Genomic DNA, 21,080 nt, shown 5'->3' with positions numbered 1-21,080 from the left:
CACTTCAGTACCGTTGACAGCTAGCTAAAGCTTTGTACGATCAGTCAAAATCTCGTATCCAGTTTCTGTCACCAACACAGTATGCTCAAACTGAGCGGATAGAGAATTATCCACTGTTACAGCTGTCCAACGGTCAGATAATATGCGTGTATACCTGGAACCAGCATTCAAAATTGGCTCAATCGCCAGCGTCATACCTGCACGCAGTTTGACATTAGGCATTTCACGGGTGCGGAAGTTAAAAACCGAGGGTTCTTCATGTAGGTTGCGACCAACACCGTGTCCAGTAAAATCTTCTACCACAACAAACTTGTTTGCTTTGACATGATCTTCAATTGCCCCAGCAATATCCATCAGGTCGTTTCCTGCTTTCACTTGTTCAATGCCTTTAAAAAGAGTTTCTTCTGCAACACGAATCAGTCTGGCTGCTTCTGGGGTGACTTCGCCGACAGCGATTGTGATGCAAGAATCACCATGAAAGCCTTGGTAATATGCGCCAGTATCAACTTTTAAAACATCTCCAGTGCGGATAACTTTTTTTGGATTAGGGATGCCATGCACAACTTCATTGTTGATGCTAGAGCAGATTGAACCAGGAAAGCCATGATATCCCTTAAAACTTGGTGTTGCGTCCATTTCTCGGATACGTTTTTCCGCATGAGCATCCAAATCAGCGGTCGTCATACCTGGCTTGACCAGCTCAGAAATTTCTTTTAGCACAGTTGCCACTATTTTTGCTGATTGCCGCATAATGTCAATTTCACGCGGCGATTTTATTTCAATTCCTCTACGTTGTCTTTTTTGACCGTTGTTTTGAGCTGGTTGAAAAAGCAGGTTACTGAGAATGTTCATGGGAAATTAATAATTTTTGTGCCTTGTCTGTTGTGTGTTAAGACTTCTTCTAACTTTGTTGAAAAATAATACTTGTATCTTGATCTCTAAGGTAACTTATTTTTTGCTATAGCGACTTTCAATCATAAGCCCTACAAGCTGACGTGAACAACAAGATTCCCGACTTCTGGCTCCAAGTCAGGAATCTGAACCAATAGATTTATGCACTACGCGCAGGCACTTTCACAAAAATCAAACACGTTAACGCCGCAGCAACTTCAAGCCAATCTCTCCACCCATGTTCTGAGCATAAGCCAGTTGTACCAAGAGCATCATTGCTGGTTCAATAAAGCGTGCATTCTTCAGTGATCCAGCGTCAAGCAGTACAAATTACTTGTATGAGTTATGCCGACTGATTCGCTGGTGTGATCAGCAGGCGACCAATATTTACGTTGCTGGGTTGCTGTAGCAGGAATCGAATTCCTCTGGCGATATCCTCTGCGACAAGCGGTTGTTCGATCGCAACCATTTGCTTTTCCTCTTCACTCCAGTTTTGGTAAAGGTTCGTCGCTACCTTGCCCGGTTCAACACAGCCAACACCAACCCCAGAACCCGCCAACTCTAACCGCAAGCAATCGGTAAAGGATTCTATGGCATGTTTACTACCGCAGTAAGCTGCCATTGTGGGGTAGTTCGTCGTCCCTGAAATGCTGGACAAGTTGACAATAAATCCATTCCCATGTTGTTTGAAGTGCCTTGCAAAAACATAAGCCATGCGAAAAGCTGCTTCAACATTGATGCGTACCATCTGGCAAAGTGCTTCAATATCAACGGTTTCAACTGTTCCAACGACCATCACCCCAGCATTGTTAACAAGGGCATCTGCTCGACCAAATGAGCTAAGTGCCTCTTCTAATAAACGTTTGGGTAATTCTGGATCGCTCACCTCACCAGCAACAAACGTAGCATGAGTGAGGCTAGCAGCTAACTTGTTGAGTTTGTCTTCACTTCTAGCGGTGAGGACGAGATTCATTCCGGCAGCATCCAATTCACGAGCAGTAGCTTCACCGATACCACTGCTTGCTCCGGTGATGATGGCAACTTTATTTTGTAAGTCCATAATTCTCCTGTTATTTCACTGTTTCGTTAACGTATTTCTTTGCCCAGAACTTTTCCAAGCTGCATCAGATATCTATCTCAAGATTTCCAATCACAGCATCCTTTAAAACTGGGTACATAATGTATTCAAATGGAAAGTTTGTAGCACTAACGATATTTTCAACAATCTTTCCGTTTCTGAAAGTAAGTATGTGAACCTCCTTCAGCGGTACTATTTGATTGGTTGCTTTTACATCGTAATAGTCTTTCTTGAAAACACTGGTTGCGGTAAACCGCACCACAACTTTGTCATTGACACCAAAGATATCGTCAATGACAAAGTGCTTTACTGGCCAAGCGTCAGCAAATGAGGAGAAGATTTGCTTATAGTTCTCTATCCCTTGGATGGATGCGGCGGGACTTAATCCTGTTGTGACTGTGATGTTCGGATCTAAAATATCATCAAACACCTTCATATTAGCCTTGGCGATACCTTGATTGATGAATCGCTTCGCAACTTCAATGTTTTGTAGTTCTTCAGTCATTATTTCCTCGTAATATTTTCGGTTGTTCAGCCTGTGCACAAGTAATCATTGTCATCTATGAATCCATCTTGGTAAGAGATACCATAAGCAATCAATAGTTACCAAATAGATACTAATGAAGTTGTTATGAGAGCATCACAGTTGGGAACAGAATATACTTGCCCTGTCCAAGTAACCCTTGAGGTGATTGGCGGCAAATGGAAGTGTGTCATCTTGTGGTGGCTAAGACGAGATGCAAAGCGGTTTGGAGAATTGAAACTTTTGATTCCTGGAATTACTCAAAAGGTTTTGACGCAACAGTTACGTGAACTGGAACGAGATGGGCTGATTCGTCGAGAAACTTACCCTGAGACTCCGCCTCGCGTTGAATACTCGCTCACACCATACGGTGAGACGATTCGACCAATCACAGAATTGATGTGTGACTGGGGTAAGAGCCATAGATCAGAGTACGAGTTCGGCTATCTCCGGCTAAAAGGCTTACGAATATTAGTCGTGGCGGCTGAGGCTGAGGTGCGCTATCGCCTACGCACAGTGCTTGAAGAACGTAATGTCCACGTAATTGCAGTTACATCAGCTAATGCAGCACTCGAATTGCTTCAAGATCCACCACAAGCGCTAGTCGTTGATATTGGAGCATTAGGCGAAGACAGTTATACTCTGATTCGTCAGGTAAGAAATCTTTCAGACCAGCAAGGCGTAAAAATTCCGGCTATAGCGCTAACCAATAATAATTTGGAGGGTTCACGAGTTATTAAAGAGGGGTTTCAAGTTCATTTAGCCCAACCGTTTGATCCGGTGGAGTTGGTTGCCACTCTCGCTAGTCTCACTTATTACCACAAATGACAGCATATTTAGTATAAGATCTGTGCTATTAACCCACACTTGGGCGAGTATTTACCTCCAACCAGTAACCTACAAATGCCTGGACTGTCTTTTGCAGTTCTTGAGTATCCATTGGCTTGATGAGATAGCCGTTTGCACCTTTTTGGTAGCAAAGTTCGATATCTTTTGGATTAGATGATGTGGTGAAAACAATAATGGGGATTTCCCTAAAGCTGTTATCTTGCTTCAGCCGTTCTAAGATGTCACGACCATCTATCCCTGGCAAATTGAGGTCAAGCAAGATAACACAAGGTCTTGGTGCTAAGTCAGGGTCTTGATAATTCCCTTCTTTATAGAGAAACTCTAAAACCTCATCCCCATTCGTACAGCGATATATGGGGTTTGAGACAGCCATTCGCCGCATTAGGCGTTGTAGCATCCTAAAATCCTCATTGCTGTCCTCAACAACCAGCAGTGGTTCATTGAGTTTTGTGATCATTGGTTTTCTTTACAAATCGTATTAAAAAGAAATATTTTGTAATGTTATTTTCAGCTATTATAGCGTAAAGTATAAGGCTGAACCAATACCAACACACGATTCAACCCAGATAAGACCACCGTGACGCTCAACAATCTTCTTAGAAATAGCTAACCCCGCACCTGTACCTCCACCATACTTTTCTTGAGAGTGGAGCCGCTTAAAGAGTCGGAAAATAGTTTGGTAGTGATGTTCTGGAATACCGATACCGTTATCCTGTACATAAAAGACATAAGGTGCTGAAGTTTGCGGTTGCAGTTGTTGCAATCTCTTTTCTGGTTGCTGATGAATATCCAAATAACCAATTTCAACCCATTTGTCTTGCTTATCATTGTATTTAAACGCATTAATAATCAAGTTACTAAAGACTTCGCTAACGAGAACTGGCTCACATTGAATCGTGGGCATTAGTCTAGGGATGCGAATATCTAACTGAGCGGGTGTTCGGCTAGCACGTACAACATCAATTACTTGACAAAGCAAGTTGTTGAGGTCAGTTGCTTGTAGGTTCAGTTGACCTTGCCCCAACAGAGAAAGTCTCAGAAGTGAATTAATCAGAGTTTCCATGCGTACGGACAAGGATACCACGGTGTTTAGGTACTCCATTCCATCCTCATCCAGTAGTTGAGCGTAATCTTCCAGCAAGACATTTGAGTAGTTGTAAATGCCCCGCAAAGGTTCCTTTAAATCATGAGAAGCGGCGAAGGCAAAAGAAGCGAGATCGCGGTTGCTGCGCTCTAAGTCTTGATTGATTTTGGCTAACTCATCTGCCTTAGAAAGTACAATGCCCACAATTGCATTTCTAAGAGCGATCGCACTCTCAACTTCACACGATTTCCAACAGAACGAAGTCAATCGAACCGTTTCTTGCCACAGTTCAAAGGATACTCGCGGACAAAGGGTAAAGCTACCATCAGGATTAACCTGAATTGGTTCATTAGGTTGACCTGCCCAGTTTACCGTTTGGATAACTTCAGGACGAAACCAAAGGATGTAATAGCGCCGAAGTTTAGAAATTCGCAACACTAGCAAACCACTTGCAGTATCTTTAAAAGCAACAGCCTCTGGATAAAGCTTGGGCAGAGAATCCGTGGAAAAGAGATTGTCAGTGATCTGGGTGTCTACCCATTCAATAAGGGCGCGAACTTCCTCAATTGTTGGTGTTGCACCTACAAGCGTAATGTCATTATCTAAACAAACTGCAGCTCCTTGAGCATTGACAATATCCAGTAAGCGAGGCTCAGGGTAAATAAGCGCTTCTCTAAAGTTATCTGCTTTAGATATGGACTCTATGAAATCTGCCTGTAGCGATTGAAGCTTGATTTTATAGTCTAATTCAGACTGATTGACTTTGTGTTCTAATTCTAAGGACACAATCTGTCCTAAAAATTCGCACATTTTCCGCACTTCGTAAGGAATATGCTTTGGTGCTTGATGATGGCAAGAAATGAGTCCCCAAAGTTTTTGTTCCTTAATAAGCGCTATCACCAGGATAGCTGTTACACCCATGTTTTGATGATATTCAACACAGCAAGGATGAGTACTCCGAAGTACAGACAAGTTTAAATCAACAGGTGTAGAATGCGTTTCGGGATTTTCAACTGCCAGAAGCTCGACAGGTTGAGCATTCATATCAGGAATGAATCGAAGCAGACAGCGCTGATACAACTCCCTAGCTTGCTGGGGGATATCTGTAGCTGGATAGTGTAGTCCCAAATAAGGTGATAAATCCGAACGTTTAACTTCGGCAACTACGGAACCTGCTCCCATTTGATCGAATTGGTAGACCATGACCCGATCAAATTTTGTGACTTTTTGCACTTCGGATACAACCAGATGCAAAAAATCTGTGAGGTTCGATGTCGTTCGCATTTTGGCGATCGCCTCTTGCACCAAGGCATGGAAGTTCAAAAAGCTGATCTGGTTGATAGAATCAGTTGGTTCTAGCTCAAGAATCACAGTACTTTGCGTACGATGAGCGATCGCATCAAAATATTGCTCACCCTTTGAAGTTTGGATAGACAGCTTGAAAGAATAAACGCTACTTTCCTGGTGTTGGCAAAACTGCTCAATAGCTTTGACTTGTTCTGCATTAAGCAGAGTGCTGAGGGGTTGATTGAGTAATTCGCGTGGCTGTTTACCTAAGAAATCTTGAGTATTATTGCTCAGCCATCCAATTTCGAGCTGAGAACTAAGCCCCAGCAGTACGCCATGAGGCTGAATTGAAGTAGGCAGGTAAATTGGTTCGTGGTGAATCAGGTTAGTAGCTTGGGTAGGGGTAATATCAGAGTGGCTCATAGCTTGACTCACGAGAACCAAACTTATTTTTTTACGATACCGCAATTAAACGTTATATTTTTTAAAAATTTAATGCATAAGTATAGGAATTTGGTTTGGTTTATGAGCGAACTGGTTGAGCTAGGGAACACAACGACCACGCTCCCTGAGTCCTGAGCCTGCGGCACGGCGTGCGCTTGCGCTTACGACAAGTTTTACACTGAGTTTATCGAAGTGCTCAGGGCGGCGCAATGCATTGCAGGGAATAGGGAACAGGGAATACCCGAACACTTAACTCTTAACGTTTAAGATTAACTGTACGAAGCTTGTGATCTACTCCTGATCTGCCTCACTTCGTACTATTTTCATTCTTGCGTCAAAGGTAAACCCAACCAATCACTTAATTCATGAGCAAGCCATTCAATTTCTGGTTCAGATTTTATAGGACCATGACCACCACCAAGCTGATATTTACGCACTCCGGCCCAAATTATCAACTGAGGTAAAATGTCAACTCTCTTACCCTGAGAATCTATTTGAAAGGTCTTCGGTGAGTATACTAACTTAGTGATATCCTGTGTTGGTGCTGAAGCAACACGATTGAATTTCAAGCCAAAAAAATCCCAGACGAAGGCAATTTTTTCCCGATTTAAACGAAGTCGAGTCCTTCTGCACAAAGGAAATAAAATCGAAGACAACATCTGAAAACCAGCACCCCAAAAAGGAAGCGAGAATAAAGCAAAGGGTATGTTTATTGGAAAAGGTGCTGCAAGGGCGCAGATTGTCCAAAAAAGAATAAAAGTATTCCAAGAAATAGCAAACAAAACCATGAACGTCATCGACGGCTGAAAACCAGTTGGTGGAATCAGAAGATCAAAAGAATTTTCATCTTGCTTGAGTGTGATTTTGCTTCCTGCTGGTTTCGTCATTTGAATGGTTAAACTATGACGTCCAGACTCACTTTTGGTGTTAAGCTTTTGCGAAACTTCTTGATCTTTAGTAATCCAATGTTGACCATCCCAATACCAACTCCCTCTCTTCCTGTCTGTAAGGAGCATTTCTTCTGAGTGCTGTTGTTGTAAAAGTAGTGGATGTTCTAAAGCTGCTAGTGCTTCACGCGCAGAACTTAACCGTCGTTCTAAACTAGGTTCGCTCATCCAGCGTAACCACTCAGTTAAAATAGGACTCAGAATTGCCGTTTGCTCAAATTGAATCCGTAAGTCCTTTTGAGGTAAATCTGCTGGTTGTATCCCCGTGACTAAGTAAATTAAAGTCGCACCCAAGCTGTAGAGATCAGATGCCGGAACCGTACGTCCACCAAATTGCTCTTGTGGCATGTAGCCATAAGTTCCGACTACAGTTATTGTCCCGCCTTCACCTGCGGCTACAGTCTGCACTGAGCCAAAATCTACCAAGTAGATTTCACCGACACTATTGCCAGAGCGATTTGTCAGCAAAATATTACTAGGCTTAATATCTCGGTGGATTGTAGGAGGTTTTTGCTCGTGTAAGTAGATGAGAATTTTTAAAAGTGCTTTAGCTATCTGTTTAACTTCTGGTTCTGTAAAAGTACGTCCAGCTTTGATGTATTGTTCTAAGGTTTGTGCTGGTATATAAGTTTGTACGAGAGCAAACCCTTTGATATTTGATGAATTTATCTCAAAATAGTCTAAATAGCGAGGAATACACGGATGTGCTATCTTCTTTAGAGTTTCAGCTTCTCGCTCAAACAGCTTGAGATCATCCCACTCAAAGTCACTGCTAAAAGACAGTAACTTGACAACCACCATTTCGTTTGTCAGAAGATCACGAGCTAAAAGCGTCCGTCGCCCAGTCTTTTTCCCTAATTGCTGCTGTACTTCGTAGCGATCGCCTAATACTTGAGCATTCATTACGATTACTTATGGATATAAATTTAAAGCCTTTTTATTTATTCTATTTACCTAACCTAGCTAGATACATATCTTTTTTTTAATTTTGAATAAGCGAATGGGTGAATATGTCTATGCCCTGCCAACTTTGGCCTTATATTACTCCTGGTATTCCAGATGATTTATTTGAACGCTTGCCAGGAATTCCCCTCAGCAAGCGAGAAATTCGACTGCTGTTGCTTGCCCAACTGCGTCTTTTACCCAACACTGTGTTATGGGATATTGGTGCAGGTACAGGAACGATTCCAATAGAAGTGGGGTTACTGTGCCCAAGAGGACAGATCTTTGCTGTAGAACGAGATGAAGAAGTCGCCAACTTGATCCGCCACAATTGCGATCGCTTTGAGGTAAAAAATGTCGAAGTCATTGAAGGGAGCGCTCCTGAGTGTTTACATAACTTAAAACTTGCTCCTGATCGTGTTTGTATTGAAGGAGGACATTCCATTCAAGAAATTATGAAGGCAGCGTGGCATTACTTGCAACCCTCAGGTCGAGTTGTCGCCACAGCTGCTAATCTAGAAAGTCTGTATGCTATTTCTCAAAGCTTTGCCCAACTGCAAGCGAGAAATGTTGAAGTCATCCAGTCGGCTGTGAACCGTTTAGAAACGCGAGGTTCTTCTGCGACTTTTACTGCGGTTAATCCCATTTTTATTCTCAGTGGTGAGAAACTAGACTAGAAAACAGAATCATCGAACAAAGAAGTACGAAGAAACGAAGATGCAAAATTTCTTCAATCTTCATTTTTCTTTTTTAACTCTTGACTTTTTCGTTCTTTTGCCCATGCCCTGGTCTCGGATTTTTAGTGGAATTGTTGCAATAGCCCTTGCTTTGAGCGCCACTCTTTTGGGTGGATGGCCTTATACTCTTTTATTTGCGGTTATTGTCTTTCTAGGTCAACTAGAATATTTTGATTTGGTGCGAGCAAAAGGCATAGCTCCTACTGCTAAAACCACCATGTTTGTCAGTCAAGTCTTGCTCATTATTTGCACTTTAGATCGGAACTTGGCTGATGCCGTAATGCCACTGGCTGGCACTTTTATTTGTTTTTACCTGCTGTTTCAGCCAAAAATGGCAACAATAGCGGATATTGCCGCTTCCATTTTAGGACTATTTTACACAGGGTATCTGCCGAGTTATTGGGTGCGGTTGCGATCGCTCGACAGTGCGACTATCAGCAATCTACCTGTGAGTGATTACCTGTCCATAATTTGGACAAATATAGTCAACGGAAATTTTAGCGCATTACCCCAAGGTCTGACCGGAACAGCACTCACATTTATGTGTATTTGGGCCGCTGACATTGGTGCTTACTTTTTTGGGAAATTTTTTGGGAAAACGCCTTTATCAAATATCAGTCCGAAAAAAACAGTCGAAGGAGCGGTTTTTGGTATTGCTGGCAGTGTTATCGTCGCTGTCGTCACAGCATATTATCTCAATTGGCCTAAGTTCGTTTTTACTGGTGTCGCATTAGGTTTGCTGATTGGTATTGCTAGTTTATTGGGTGATTTGACCGAATCTATGCTCAAGCGTGATGCTGGGGTAAAGGATTCAGGGCAGTTAATTCCTGGTCATGGAGGTATCTTGGATCGTACGGATAGTTATATTTTCACGGCTCCTTTGGTTTATTATTTTGTGACTTTGTTGTTGCCATTGGTGGGTAAGTAGGGAATAAACTTCTTGCAAAAGTGAATTACTATTAAACGAGTATTGATTTGATTGTGTCGCACTCAAGGAACCGAAGTTCGAGATTGATGGGCTGTTTGTGCTAAATGCTCCCGAAATCCCACTCGTAACTTATTGGTGCCAAAATGACACCAATAAGTTAAAATTAGGAGAACATCACACCATTATCTCCATGTCTAATAGTCACAAAAATACAGTTCGGATAACAGCGAGAATTGCTGTGAGTATTCAAGAAACTCTAGAAAGAGCAGCAGAATTATCAGGTGCTACCTTGAATCAGTTTATGATTCAGGCAGCGTTGAAAGAAGCAAAAAAAATCATAGAAGATGAACGAGTGATTATTTTGTCACAAAATGATGCTGATACGGTATTTAGCCTAATTGAGAATCCTCCTGTACCGAATGCCAAGTTAAAAGCAGCCTTGAAAAAGCACAAGGAATTTTTCAGTGATAGTCATTGAATTATTAGGTAAGCAGCATGACCGCGATAGCTTTAACTGTGGCAATGAAGCATTAAATCAATTCCTTAAACAAACAGCAAGACAGCATATCCAAAAAGGTGTTTCCCGTACTTTCGTTCTAGTTAATACAGAGCAGCCAGAGGCGATAATTGGTTTCTTCACATTAACATTGTGTGAAGTGCGCGTAGACAATTTGAGCGCGAAATTTTTTAAGAAATATCCTTCAAAAGTTCCTGGTGTCAAGCTGGCAAGATTAGCAGTCGATCAAGCCTATCAGCGACAAGGAATTGGAGAAGTTTTGATGATTGAAGCAATGCAGCGTGCCTTAATTGTTGCAGAAAATGCGGGAAGCATTGGTTTATTTGTTGATGCAAAAGATGAAAGTGCAAAAACCTACTACTCTGGCTATGGCTTCGTCAGCTTGGAAGATGCGTCTTTAGAACTATTTTTGCCATTGTCAGTCATTGAGCAAATGCTTGAGTAATGGTTAAGCTACCTCAAGGCGCGATTTACAGACGAATGAGGAACCTCAGAACGATTTATTGGTATCAGCTATTTCAGTGCAAGCGATCGTTTCTTCAACTGATACACAGCTTTTTCTAATTCAAATAAATCCCAGACGGATGTTTTGTACTCTGGATAATTTTCAAGATCTGCGACTGTTCCCAAGTATACATAGTGGAAGTTGCGAGCGATCGCCTTTTTCCCCGCCGTATCGTTTTCGGAAATTAGCAAATAATGATATAGTTTCTTAATTAAATCTTTTTATAAGTGAAGCAACTTGACGATCAGCATCTCAGAGGAAGCCTTCGACGATTTATATGATGAAACTGTTGAAGATTGCTATCAATTAGATCCCGATGACGAGCTAGATATGGTGCAGCTAACGCCTATGCTTGTGGGACATGGCTATTCAAGAAAAATTATACTAAGGGAAGGGCTGGAACTACACATTGATAATTCTCGATGGTGCAATCGCCTGCTTATTATTCGCCCAGAACGGGAAAGCTGGTTAGATTTTCACTTCCATCTCTGTGGACAACACAAGGATAAATATACTGAGGTGGGTGACCATCAGTACGTGCTTTATGGTAGCGGCATAGCCCCCAAAGACACAATAGATAGTGTTCACAGCGATTATGTTTTGGAAGTAACAGTCTCTATGCAACCAGAGGTGCTACATTCTTTCATTGGCAACTTCCAAGGACAGCTTCCTGCCCAATTTTGCCATTTGATTCGTAAACCCGATCAAGAACACTACACGCGCTGTGGAAGTATAACACCTATGATGAAGCGTATGTTGTGGCAAATTTTACGCTGTCCCTATCAGGGTATTACTAAACGGATGTGTTTGCAAGGAAAAGTACTGGAAGTAGTGGCATTGGTACTAGAGCAAGAGGCAGAAATTTACAAAGGGCAAATACAAAGTGTTAGTTTAGAGCCAGAGCGACGCGATCGCATCTATCACGCTAGAGAAATTTTATTACAGAATTTAGATCATCCGCTTTCATTGGGCGAGTTAGCAAGGCAAGCAGGACTAAACGAATGCACCCTCAAGCGTGAATTTCGTCAAGTGTTTGGTAAGACAGTGTTTAGCTACTTGCGTGATTATCGCTTAGAACAAGCCCGCCAACTACTGGAAACGGAAGATATAAGTACGACGGAAGTTTCGCGGCTGGTGGGATTTGCTAATCGGGGTTATTTTGCGGCTGCATTCCGAGAGAAATTTGGACTAAATCCCAAAGAATACAAAAAGCAACGAAAAAATTCCGTCTAGCGATCAAAAAAATTCCGTCTAGCGATCAAAACTCTATTCCTCTGGACTGAACAAAGTTATAGAGTAATTGAGAGTATTTTTCAGTGTGGTGTGAGCAATGTTGAATCAGCTACAGTGCTTATCTTTAATGGGTGCTTTATTAGTGCTGGTAGCTCAACCAGCAAAGGCACAAGAAAGTAGCGATCAAATAGATGAAAAGGTTGCAGTTACAGATAAAGAATTTGCGTTGCCGAAGCCGGGCGTAGTCATCGCCAAATCTCCAGTTGGTGTCCTTCGTTCCAGGAAACCCCAACTCAAACGGTCTCAAAGTGCAAGTTTACCGCAAAGAGCAAAGTCGGATGAAGCAAGTAAAAATATTTCCCAACTGAGTGAAATCAAACTTCCCGCTAATAGCGCTCAAATGCTGGTACAGTCGCCAACACCAAACAACCCTCCTACCCAACCAGGTTCAGTTGTAGCAATCACGTCACGGGGATTAAAGCAAATCCTACAGACAAAGGTGTGGAGGTAATTTTAGAGACAACCCAAGGAACTCGACTACAAGTTACAAATCGCAGTACAGGTAATAATTTTATTGCCGATTTATCTGGTGGGCAGTTGCGTTTACCGTCAGGCAAAGCTTTTACGTTTCGTTCCGAAAAACCACTTGCGGAAATTACTGAAATAACAGTACAGAATATTGATGCAAATACTGTGCGAGTCACGGTGGTGGGTGAGAAAGCTTTACCTACAGTTGAGTTATTTGATGATAATGCGGGTTTGGTTTTTGGGGTAGTATCACAGGTAACAGCAACGCAGCCACCCCAAACACCTGCACTCCCTGCACCGCAACAGCAACCAGCAGCGCAACAGGATGACGCGATTGAGTTGGTGGTGACGGGGGAACGGGATGGGTATCGAGTACCGAATGCAAGTACTGCAACGAAGACAGATACACCATTACGGGATATTCCGCAGTCGATTCAGGTTGTACCGCAGGAAGTATTGCGCGATCGCAAGGTGAGAAACCTAACGGAAGCAGTGGAAACTGTCGCTGGTGTGATAGATGGTGGCAACCGAGCTGGTTCATCCGCATCCAGCAGATTCATCCGAGGATTTGAGCAATCAGGTAACTTTCGCAATCGCTATCGAGATGCGCCTAATACATACATCCTCAGCAGTCCCATTGGCACAATTGAGCAAGTGGAAGTTGTGAAAGGCCCCGCTTCTGTGCTTTTTGGAGACACAGAACCTGGTGGAATTGTCAATGTCACCACGAAAAAACCCCTGAGTCAACCTTTTTACAGTATTGGGTTGGAGGTGGGAAACTACGGATTCTACCAACCAACTATCGATTTATCAGGCCAATTGACGACCAAGCGTGATCTACTGTACCGCTTAATCGCTGGTTATAAAGGTGAAGGCAATATTCAAGATTTCGTCGAGAAGAATGAGGTGACAGTAGCACCCTCAATCACTTGGGAACTAAGGGATAATACAGAGTTAAATGTGTACTATGAGTACACTAAATTTGTTGCCGATCCTGCTGTGAGTAGTGGTTTGCTACTGAGTGATAATCGTCTAACTCCACGAAATCTCTATACTAGTTACCCCAACTTCACTGATAGCGAACAGTCCGCCCAAAGATTTGGCTACACTTTAACTCACAAATTTAATGACAACTGGCAAGTTCGGAATAATTTTGCGGGGCTACTTTCTAAACTCATACAAACCCAAACTTATACAACCAATGTGACGGGCGATCGCTTTGCCACAGTAGAGTCCTACGATTTGGACTATGGCTATGATAACTACTTCGGACAAATCGATTTATTAGGCAAGTTCAAAACAGGATCAATTTCCCATCAACTGCTGATTGGCTTTGATGTCAATGATTATACTGATACTTACCAGGGGCTGTTTAATACCAATTTACCCCTTCTTGACCTGAACAACCCCAATTATGATGTTCCAGAGCCAACTTATGATCCATTTCTCAAATTTCAAAACCGGGTGCGTTCCTATGGAATCTATCTTCAGGATCAAGTTACGTTTGCTGAAAATTTCAAACTGCTGATTGGTGGTCGTTATGATTGGGTTTCTAGCACATTTGAAATTGGTGATTTTGGCTCACTGGGAAATACCACAGATGAGCCAGAAAGAAATGCTGGAGCTTTTAGTCCTCGGATCGGTTTAGTCTATCAGCCCAGTGATACGATTTCTCTCTATGCCAGCTACAGTCGCTCATTTCGCGCCCAAACCTTCTTTAATTCCGCTACTCAACCCTTTGATCCCACCAAAGGCACTCAGTACGAAGTTGGCATCAAAGCAGATTGGCTAGAGGGTAAGCTCTCCACAACTTTAGCGGCTTATCATCTCACTAAGACTAACGTGGCAACGACCGATCCAAACAACCCCGTGTTTTCGATTCAGACTGGAGAGCAACGCAGCCAAGGGATTGAGTTAGATGTTGCAGGTGAGATTCTACCTGGGTGGAAGGTGATTGCTGCCTACGCTTACACTGATGCAGAAGTCACCAAGGATACTACTACTCCGGTTGGTAATCGACTCAATAATGTACCTACAAATCAAGCAAGCCTTTGGACTACATATCAGATTCAGCAGGGCACTCTGCAAGGGTTAGGATTTGGTTTTGGGCTATTTTATGTAGGCGAGAGACAGGGTGATTTAGCTAACTCGTTTCAGATAAAGGATTACTTGCGTACTGATGCAGCCCTTTACTACCGTCGCGATCGCTTCCAGGCCGCACTCAACGTCCGTAATCTATTTGATATAGACTACGCCAGTTCCGCCTATGGCAGAAATTATATCAACAGAGGTGAGCCGTTTACCATTACTGGCTCCATCAGTTGGGAGTTTTAACTAGCTCACTTTGTTGCTCATAACTTATGGCGATCGCTATTCGATTAACAAGCGATCGCTAGTTTTCCAGTCGTCTTAGATGTGACTTTGACCAAACAGCGATGTCTACGACGGTCACTGAGCTTTGTGGAAGTGCAACCTGCGCCTACGCAACAAGGACGCTAGCAACCAAAGTAGCTTTCTGATAACACTATAGTAAAAATTTTCTTATTGACAAGTTCTGTTTGGTTTTGGGGTGCAATCACTGCAACTGCAACTGTTTTACTGGAGAGTTTTGTAATTAAACTCTGTATGGTTATGCTAAATTTATCATTAATTTAAGCATTTTAGCTGAATTGGCAGATTGATATGGCGATCGCACTCTCACACCAAGCCTCTTGTGAATTGTTTGAAGAAGTGGATCAGACGCAGCAGTACAGTGATCTAACCGATGATTTGGATATTACCTGGAAACATCCAAAACAATTGGGAGAGGGATGGGTAACGGTAATAAATGAAAAGAGATAAACTATTTCAAAGCTTTCTGCTTATAAGCGGGATTATTGTTTTAATTGGTACTCCCGCAAAAGGTGAGGAAGTACGGGAGAATGGAATAGTCCAACCTTCTACCCAGACAGTAGGAAAAGTTCTAGAAAATAATTTTGTAGTGAAAGATGTCCAGAGCAAATCTCCGGTATCTGTTTCGAGTTCCGGAAAACCTCGGCAATTCCAATCTCAAATAGCAAATTCTTTAAGTCCGGTCAAGTCGGATAAACCAAGTAAGAATATTCCCCAACTCAGCGAAATAGAACGTCCCGCGACCAGTGCAGCTATGTTAGTACAGGCGGGAGCAACACCAACCAACTCCCCGAATCCAGCCCCCAGGAATGTCTCTCCAGAGCAAAGGGGGCAACACAGAGGTACTGTACTAATTACAGGTGTAAAAGCAAATCCCACAGACAAAGGTTTAGAGGTAATCTTAGAAACAACCCAAAAGGATCAGCTGCAAGTTGTTAATCGCAGTACAGGTAATAATTTTATTGCCGATATTACGGGCGGACAGTTGCGATTACCCTCACCAGATGCTTTCACCTTTCGTTCCGAAAAACCCCTTGCGGGGATTATAGAAATAACAGTAACGAATGTTGATGCAAATACTGTGCGGGTGACGGTGGTTGGTGAGAAAGCTTTGCCTGTGGTTGAGTTGTTTGATGATAATGTCGGGTTGGTTTTTGGCGTGGGCAGAAGTGCTACTATGACACAACCAGAGACCCCGCAAACTACTAAAAAGCCAGCAACCCAGACGCAGCAAGATAAGCCAGCCGCACAACAGGATAACCCAATTGAATTGGTGGTAACAGGGAAGCAAGATGGGTATCGAGTACCTGACGCGAACACTGGTACAAGATTAGATATTCCTCTTCTGGAAACTCCTGCCTCTATTGGAGTAATTACAAGAGAATTGATCGATGATACGACTCCAAAGCGTGGAGAAGACTTGATCCCCTTTATCCCTGGTGTCAGCAGAGGGTCAGAAGCAGATGATAATCAGGGAGGTAATGTCCCTGAATTTACGATTCGGGGCTTTAGTGTTGCCAGACAAATTTACATCAATGGTTTACGAGATAGCCGACGTTTTGTGATTCGAGACCTGGCAAATGTAGACCGGATTGAAATTCTCAAAGGACTTTCTTCCTTGCTGTATGGAACAGGCGCACCTGGAGGCGTGGTCAACTACATCACGAAAAAGCCCCAAGCAACATCAAGTAATAATATTACTTTTCAGGCAGGTAGCTTTAATTCCTACCGTGGAGAAGTCGATTTTACAGGTCCACTAAATACAGAGAAGACATTGCTTTATCGGTTTGTAGGAGCGGCTCAAGATGCTGATTCGTTTTACGATAACGTTGAGGACAACCGTCTTTTAATTGCGTCAACGCTTACATGGTTAACTGGCAATGGTGGTTCAATAACACTTGAAGGTGATTATTTTCAGCAAGAGCTAAACTTTAATTCCGGAATCAAGTTTTTTAAAAACAAATTTCTTTACGATCGCAGCTACGTTGATCCGCGCGATCGTAGTCAACGGGATAACTATCGGGTAAGTACCTATATTGACCAACCATTAACCAAAAATTGGTCGATCAATCTCAGTGGTCAGTATATTGACATCAACCGAGATTTAGATATTTTCTCTGCTGCAGTGTTTAATCAAGACAGGTTAAGGTTTATAACCCGACCACTCACAGAAAGTTATACTCAAGGAGATTTGAAGGCTGAGTTACGAGGCAATTTCAAAATAGGCGCATCGGAACACAAACAACTGGTCGGTTTTGAGTACAATACCTTCAAAGCTGACACAATTTTAAACATCAGCAATTTGATTGTTGGTTCTATTGACCCACTCAATCCTGTTTTTAACGAACCACTTCCTAACTTTAATTTAGGTAACCAGTTTTATAGCAACAAACAATATGGTATTTACATACAAGATTTCATGAAACTTGGGCAATTTCGTGTTCTTGCGGGTTTACGTTATGGCTCATTTAAGTCCAAGTTTAAGCCTGCAAATCCCACAATTGTTGAAACAAATGCACAGACAACTTTTATTTCTCCTACTGTAGGATTAGTCTATAATTTCACAGATTCTGCTTCTGTGTACGCCAGTTTTAGTCGCTCAACTGAGCCAAACGATGGTAGACGTGCAGATGGTAGCTTGCTCGAACCCAAAACGGCAACCCAATACGAAATTGGCACCAAAGTTAACCTGCTGAATAATCAACTCAGCATCACTGGTGCCCTTTTCGACCTCACTCAAACCAACATTGCAGAACCTGATCCAAATAATCCAGATTTCAGCATCCTCGTTGGTGAGGTTCGCAGTCGCGGCTTAGAACTGCAAGCAGCAGGTAAAGTAACGGATAACTTGAGCCTGATAGCAGCTTACACGCTATTGGATACTAAAATTAATAAGAATTCCGAAGGCTTGCACGGGAACACGTTTATTAATTCTCCTAGCAATAGTTTAGGAATTTATGCAAAGTATAACTTTACTAAAGGTGCTTTGAGAGGACTTAGCCTCAGTAGTGGTCTAATTTATGTAAGTGAAAGACAAGGAGACAGCGCTAATTCTTTTGAAGTGCCTAGCTATGTGCGGGTAGATTTAGGGGCTGCATATACGGTGAATCACCTCATATTCCGCTTAGGGATTGAGAACTTATTCGATACAAGATATGTTGTGTCTGTTGGAAACGCTGCTAATGTGCTTCAAGGTTCTCCCTTAGCTGTTACAGGTTCAGTGTCCATCAAGTTTTAGCGTTGATAATTCAGCTTTGAAGTTTAGAGTAAGGGATTTAAGTAGATGATTATTTGCGGACTGATACAGCACTTTATTATCGACGCGATCGCCTCAAAGCGGCAATGAATATAAGCGAAATGCCGCTAAATACTACTTAATATTTGATTTCACTGCTTTCACTACAGCTACTTCCTCATGACTCAGTGGCATTAATGCCTGTAATTGAAAAGATGTACTAATAAGTGTTGCTTGAACACCCCGCACTATAACTTTATCCTGTTGAGTTGTGGGTTCTGGAACCAAACTTGATTGATAGTCTTTCACAATTAACAAAGGCTGTAACCGCTCTATATTGCGGAAAATCAATTGTGTTTGTTCGTAAGTTCCGATAATTTCAATATTGATACTACTGCGTTTTAATTTGCCATTTACCAATGGACCAAAACTACCATCAGTAATGGGTTCAGCTTTTCCAGTCGGCACATATTTCTTCAGTTTAGCTTTGACTGCATCAGCAGAAACTTGAGTGTTGCTAGACTCAACCAAGCGATTCAAATCTAGTAGTAAAGTATCCAAAGTTTTCTCGTTAGCAAATAAAGCTAAAACCTGGATTTGTTGCTGTTTAGCAAGCGCTTGCTCCTGTTGAACTTTGTCAATTTGTTTAATGTAAGTTTTCTTTTGGTCAATAGTCTGCTGTAACTCGTTCTGTTTTGTTTGCTGCTGTTGAAAATTATCCCACGCTGGCATCACGAAATTCATCAGCATATAAGCTGCTCCCGCAACCCCTAAAACTCCTAAAATAAGACCGATCACTTTTGGTGTTAAGGTGATGCCAAAAGCAACAGGATAACTTGAGGAAGTTGTCTCAAATTGCGTGTCTTCTACAAAATCGAAATCATCACCCACCGTCATCTTGGAATGACTCCTGTCTGTTGCATACTGCGAATCCGAGTCACAAGTCCTACTGTGCCTTTTTGCTCTAATTCACGAATGAATTCAGAAGCGGGAATATCACTCAGACTAGATTGAATTGTGTATTTGACTATTTGGGGTGGTTTCATTTGTAAGCTTGTTGCAGATGTAGTACCTGGTTGTATGGGTGCATCTACTAATTCTGCTGTGATAATTTTTGTTTGTGCAGCTTTGAAGAAACGAGATTGTTGTAAAGTCAACGTGAAATCGTTGACATCGCTAAAGGAACGAGCAAACCCAGATATTTCTAAACTTCCAGCAGGATTGGATGCTGATTGTCCTTGTGTTGGTGTAGTGGGTGCGATTTGTTTGATACTATCAATTTGGACTGTTGTTGGGATGCGATCGCGCAAATCTTGCAACATAGCTGACCAAGGACGAATTTGGTCAAAAACACTCACTAAAGCTTGAGTTTCCTGCTTAATTTTACTTGTTTCGACTTGGATTTGATTAACACTTTCTATTTCTACTTCTAATCTTTTCTTTTCCTGTTCCATTTGTGCGATGTTCTGCTCTAATACTGTATTTTTACTTTGCACAAACCACCAACCAACTCCCACCAACGCTGGAAACAATAGACCAACGACTAGTCCTATATACACTGGTGTTAAATTGCCTGTAGGTAGAGATATTCCTAGTTGCTTCTCTTCAAAATTATTCTCAATTTTGCGGTTTTTAAGAAAGTTAATATCTATATTATACATTTATATAGGAATCCGGTTTTATTTCTGAATTGACTCGTAGAGATAGGGAACGCTTAACAGGGAACAGGGAACATAAAGTGTACCTAGCTTCGTCAAAAATAAAATCTGAGTCTTATATTTATTTTTTGTGAACTTTGAATTTTGAATTTTGAATTGTTATTCTGCCTCTCGCATTCCTAAACCAAGCACAATTCCCAATCCAGAACGTTCCACTAAGGAGTATTTCTCTTCATCAATTTGCAATGACAAAGCTGCTACTGGATCAATTTGAGAAGTTGGTAAATTCAATTGTTGTGTCAAAAAATCATCAAGTTGTCTGAGTCCGCCTCCAGGTCCAGCCAGCATAACCTGTGCTACCTGCAAATTTTCATCTTGGTTGAGATAAAAATCAATGGAACGGCGCAGTTCATCAGTGAGTTCTTCCAACACTTTCATCAATGCTACTACGCCTAGATTGATTTCAGGAATGTCATGATCAGCGTCCGTTTTTCCTCCATTTATATTACTTGAAGGAATAGATATTTCATACAACAGTTCTATCTCTTGTGAAACAGGTAAGTTCATTGCTTCAGAGAAGACAGTTTGCATGAGACCTATTCCAATAGGAATTGTACGCAAAAAGTGTGGAATTCCGTTAACAATAATCGCTATTTCTGTACAATCAAATTCTATATCTACGAGTACGACTGCTTCTTGCGAACCAAATTCTCGAAGTTGTTCACGAAGTGTGCGAATCAAAGCAAAAATGTTAATATCTAGAACATCGATTCGCAATCCGGCTAGTTCAAATGTATTTATATATGTATCAGTAATTTCTTTTCGTGTAGCGACTAACAGTATCTGTATTTTTTCAATGCCGTCATCATCTACAAAGTACCCAAGTTTCTGATAATCTAAATCCGCTTCTTCACAAGGAAAAGGTAAATACAAACCTGCTTCGTGGTTTAGTACCATGTGGCGTAGTTCTTGATCATCTAACTCCGCTGGCACAGATATGGTGCGTATAATTGATTCTCGCCCCGGTATAGCAGTAGCAACACGAGAAGCTTTGATGTTACTTTCAGCTAACGCTTGCTGAATAAATTGCGCCATTGTTGGGGAGTCAACGATTTGACTATTCACGAAAACCCCCTCAGGAAGAGACACCGATGTTAATGTTTCTAGTTTCAAACCTTGACGTAACTTACGCAGTTGAACTAAATTCACACGTTGCGGTGACAGTTCTATACCAACCCCTTTCTGGAATTTACCAAACAAACTATTGAATAGCTTCACTACAGTTTTGCTCGTTGGATTGCAA

The 21,080-nt window shown here is 41.9% G+C and carries 20 protein-coding genes; 10 read left to right on the top strand and 10 right to left on the bottom strand.

Going from position 1 to position 21,080, the window contains the following annotated elements; all coding sequences use genetic code 11:
• Positions 1-24: 24 nt before the first annotated feature.
• The 3 genes from map to DP114_RS12350 form a co-directional block, all read right to left on the bottom strand.
• Positions 25-852, bottom strand: coding sequence for a type I methionyl aminopeptidase (gene map / locus DP114_RS12360; RefSeq protein WP_171976213.1), 828 nt, complete (start codon positions 850-852; stop codon positions 25-27).
• 382 nt (positions 853-1,234) lie between these two features.
• The gene (locus tag DP114_RS12355; protein WP_171976212.1) at positions 1,235-1,951 is read right to left on the bottom strand and encodes an SDR family oxidoreductase; all 717 of its coding nucleotides are present in this window, start codon (positions 1,949-1,951) and stop codon (positions 1,235-1,237) included.
• 64 nt (positions 1,952-2,015) lie between these two features.
• Positions 2,016-2,474 carry an ester cyclase gene (locus DP114_RS12350; RefSeq protein WP_171976211.1) on the bottom strand — a complete coding sequence of 153 codons (459 nt, stop codon included), beginning with the start codon at positions 2,472-2,474 and terminating at the stop codon, positions 2,016-2,018.
• A 126-nt stretch (positions 2,475-2,600) separates the two neighbouring features.
• Between DP114_RS12350 and DP114_RS36030 the strand changes: the two genes are divergently transcribed.
• Complete coding sequence (locus DP114_RS36030; RefSeq protein ID WP_171976210.1) at positions 2,601-3,320, top strand: winged helix-turn-helix transcriptional regulator; 720 nt, start codon at positions 2,601-2,603, stop codon at positions 3,318-3,320.
• 28 nt (positions 3,321-3,348) lie between these two features.
• Here the strand turns inward: DP114_RS36030 and DP114_RS12340 are convergent, their stop codons facing one another.
• From DP114_RS12340 to DP114_RS12330, 3 genes are all read right to left on the bottom strand, one after another.
• On the bottom strand, positions 3,349-3,798 hold the full coding sequence (locus DP114_RS12340) for a response regulator (protein ID WP_169265404.1): 450 nt from the start codon (positions 3,796-3,798) through the stop codon (positions 3,349-3,351).
• A gap of 57 nt (positions 3,799-3,855) precedes the next feature.
• Positions 3,856-6,135, bottom strand: coding sequence for an ATP-binding protein (locus DP114_RS12335; RefSeq protein WP_171976209.1), 2,280 nt, complete (start codon positions 6,133-6,135; stop codon positions 3,856-3,858).
• A gap of 344 nt (positions 6,136-6,479) precedes the next feature.
• A complete protein-coding gene (locus DP114_RS12330; protein ID WP_171976208.1) occupies positions 6,480-8,006 on the bottom strand; it encodes a serine/threonine protein kinase in 1,527 nt (508 codons plus the stop codon).
• A 113-nt stretch (positions 8,007-8,119) separates the two neighbouring features.
• On the opposite strand from DP114_RS12330, the gene cbiT reads away from it, so the two are divergent.
• The 4 genes from cbiT (at position 8,120) to DP114_RS12310 (ending at position 10,672) form a co-directional block, all read left to right on the top strand.
• Entirely contained in the window at positions 8,120-8,722 is a 603-nt protein-coding gene (gene cbiT / locus DP114_RS12325) for a precorrin-6Y C5,15-methyltransferase subunit CbiT (protein ID WP_171976207.1), read from the top strand.
• Positions 8,723-8,825: 103 nt separating this feature from the next.
• Positions 8,826-9,710: a phosphatidate cytidylyltransferase gene (locus DP114_RS12320; protein WP_169265429.1), complete on the top strand. Its 885-nt coding sequence runs from the start codon at positions 8,826-8,828 to the stop codon at positions 9,708-9,710.
• 190 nt (positions 9,711-9,900) lie between these two features.
• Positions 9,901-10,188 (top strand): type II toxin-antitoxin system TacA family antitoxin, encoded by a 288-nt coding sequence (locus DP114_RS12315; protein WP_171976206.1) that lies wholly within the window; start codon positions 9,901-9,903, stop codon positions 10,186-10,188.
• Complete coding sequence (locus DP114_RS12310) at positions 10,175-10,672, top strand: GNAT family N-acetyltransferase (RefSeq protein WP_171976205.1); 498 nt, start codon at positions 10,175-10,177, stop codon at positions 10,670-10,672. The genes DP114_RS12315 and DP114_RS12310 overlap by 14 nt, the downstream gene beginning before the upstream one ends.
• A 68-nt stretch (positions 10,673-10,740) precedes the next feature.
• Here DP114_RS12310 and DP114_RS12305 read toward each other — a convergent pair whose 3' ends face one another.
• Positions 10,741-10,923 carry a hypothetical protein gene (locus tag DP114_RS12305; protein WP_171976204.1) on the bottom strand — a complete coding sequence of 61 codons (183 nt, stop codon included), beginning with the start codon at positions 10,921-10,923 and terminating at the stop codon, positions 10,741-10,743.
• Between the two features lie 46 nt (positions 10,924-10,969).
• Here DP114_RS12305 and DP114_RS12300 point away from each other — a divergent pair, with 46 nt between their 5' ends.
• From DP114_RS12300 to DP114_RS12285, 5 genes are all read left to right on the top strand, one after another.
• Positions 10,970-11,965 (top strand): AraC family transcriptional regulator, encoded by a 996-nt coding sequence (locus DP114_RS12300; protein WP_169265397.1) that lies wholly within the window; start codon positions 10,970-10,972, stop codon positions 11,963-11,965.
• Positions 11,966-12,062: 97 nt separating this feature from the next.
• On the top strand, positions 12,063-12,476 hold the full coding sequence (locus DP114_RS34900; protein ID WP_246163140.1) for a hypothetical protein: 414 nt from the start codon (positions 12,063-12,065) through the stop codon (positions 12,474-12,476).
• Positions 12,467-14,827: a TonB-dependent siderophore receptor gene (locus DP114_RS12295; protein ID WP_246163138.1), complete on the top strand. Its 2,361-nt coding sequence runs from the start codon at positions 12,467-12,469 to the stop codon at positions 14,825-14,827. The genes DP114_RS34900 and DP114_RS12295 overlap by 10 nt, the downstream gene beginning before the upstream one ends.
• A 348-nt stretch (positions 14,828-15,175) precedes the next feature.
• Positions 15,176-15,334 (top strand): hypothetical protein, encoded by a 159-nt coding sequence (locus DP114_RS12290; RefSeq protein WP_169265396.1) that lies wholly within the window; start codon positions 15,176-15,178, stop codon positions 15,332-15,334.
• Positions 15,321-18,122, top strand: coding sequence for a TonB-dependent siderophore receptor (locus DP114_RS12285; RefSeq protein ID WP_171976203.1), 2,802 nt, complete (start codon positions 15,321-15,323; stop codon positions 18,120-18,122). Before DP114_RS12290 ends, DP114_RS12285 begins: the two co-directional genes overlap by 14 nt.
• Before the next feature lie 132 nt (positions 18,123-18,254).
• On the opposite strand, the gene DP114_RS12280 is transcribed toward DP114_RS12285, so the two are convergent.
• The 3 genes from DP114_RS12280 to pilM form a co-directional block, all read right to left on the bottom strand.
• The gene (locus DP114_RS12280; RefSeq protein ID WP_171976202.1) at positions 18,255-19,016 is read right to left on the bottom strand and encodes a pilus assembly protein PilO; all 762 of its coding nucleotides are present in this window, start codon (positions 19,014-19,016) and stop codon (positions 18,255-18,257) included.
• Positions 19,013-19,780 carry a PilN domain-containing protein gene (locus DP114_RS12275; RefSeq protein ID WP_171976201.1) on the bottom strand — a complete coding sequence of 256 codons (768 nt, stop codon included), beginning with the start codon at positions 19,778-19,780 and terminating at the stop codon, positions 19,013-19,015. Before DP114_RS12275 ends, DP114_RS12280 begins: the two co-directional genes overlap by 4 nt.
• A 156-nt stretch (positions 19,781-19,936) precedes the next feature.
• Positions 19,937-21,055 carry a type IV pilus assembly protein PilM gene (gene pilM / locus DP114_RS12270; RefSeq protein ID WP_171976200.1) on the bottom strand — a complete coding sequence of 373 codons (1,119 nt, stop codon included), beginning with the start codon at positions 21,053-21,055 and terminating at the stop codon, positions 19,937-19,939.
• Positions 21,056-21,080 lie beyond the last annotated feature (25 nt).

This window comes from Brasilonema sennae CENA114 (assembly GCF_006968745.1).
GTDB classification, from domain to species: Bacteria; Cyanobacteriota; Cyanobacteriia; order Cyanobacteriales; family Nostocaceae; genus Brasilonema; species Brasilonema sennae.
The sequence above is the reverse complement of the archived record's forward strand: the minus strand, read 5'-3'. Positions and strand labels throughout refer to the sequence as shown.

Excerpts from the sequence above, each read along its gene's own strand:
- map (WP_171976213.1), bottom strand. The coding sequence starts at position 852 with ATGAACATTCTCAGTAACCTGCTTTTTCAACCAGCTCAAAACAACGGT.
- DP114_RS12355 (WP_171976212.1), bottom strand. The coding sequence starts at position 1,951 with ATGGACTTACAAAATAAAGTTGCCATCATCACCGGAGCAAGCAGTGGT.
- DP114_RS12350 (WP_171976211.1), bottom strand. The coding sequence starts at position 2,474 with ATGACTGAAGAACTACAAAACATTGAAGTTGCGAAGCGATTCATCAAT.
- DP114_RS36030 (WP_171976210.1), top strand. The coding sequence starts at position 2,601 with ATGAGAGCATCACAGTTGGGAACAGAATATACTTGCCCTGTCCAAGTA.
- DP114_RS12340 (WP_169265404.1), bottom strand. The coding sequence starts at position 3,798 with ATGATCACAAAACTCAATGAACCACTGCTGGTTGTTGAGGACAGCAAT.
- DP114_RS12335 (WP_171976209.1), bottom strand. The coding sequence starts at position 6,135 with ATGAGCCACTCTGATATTACCCCTACCCAAGCTACTAACCTGATTCAC.
- DP114_RS12330 (WP_171976208.1), bottom strand. The coding sequence starts at position 8,006 with ATGAATGCTCAAGTATTAGGCGATCGCTACGAAGTACAGCAGCAATTA.
- cbiT (WP_171976207.1), top strand. The coding sequence starts at position 8,120 with ATGCCCTGCCAACTTTGGCCTTATATTACTCCTGGTATTCCAGATGAT.
- DP114_RS12320 (WP_169265429.1), top strand. The coding sequence starts at position 8,826 with ATGCCCTGGTCTCGGATTTTTAGTGGAATTGTTGCAATAGCCCTTGCT.
- DP114_RS12315 (WP_171976206.1), top strand. The coding sequence starts at position 9,901 with ATGTCTAATAGTCACAAAAATACAGTTCGGATAACAGCGAGAATTGCT.
- DP114_RS34900 (WP_246163140.1), top strand. The coding sequence starts at position 12,063 with ATGTTGAATCAGCTACAGTGCTTATCTTTAATGGGTGCTTTATTAGTG.
- DP114_RS12290 (WP_169265396.1), top strand. The coding sequence starts at position 15,176 with ATGGCGATCGCACTCTCACACCAAGCCTCTTGTGAATTGTTTGAAGAA.
- DP114_RS12285 (WP_171976203.1), top strand. The coding sequence starts at position 15,321 with ATGAAAAGAGATAAACTATTTCAAAGCTTTCTGCTTATAAGCGGGATT.
- DP114_RS12280 (WP_171976202.1), bottom strand. The coding sequence starts at position 19,016 with ATGACGGTGGGTGATGATTTCGATTTTGTAGAAGACACGCAATTTGAG.
- DP114_RS12275 (WP_171976201.1), bottom strand. The coding sequence starts at position 19,780 with ATGTATAATATAGATATTAACTTTCTTAAAAACCGCAAAATTGAGAAT.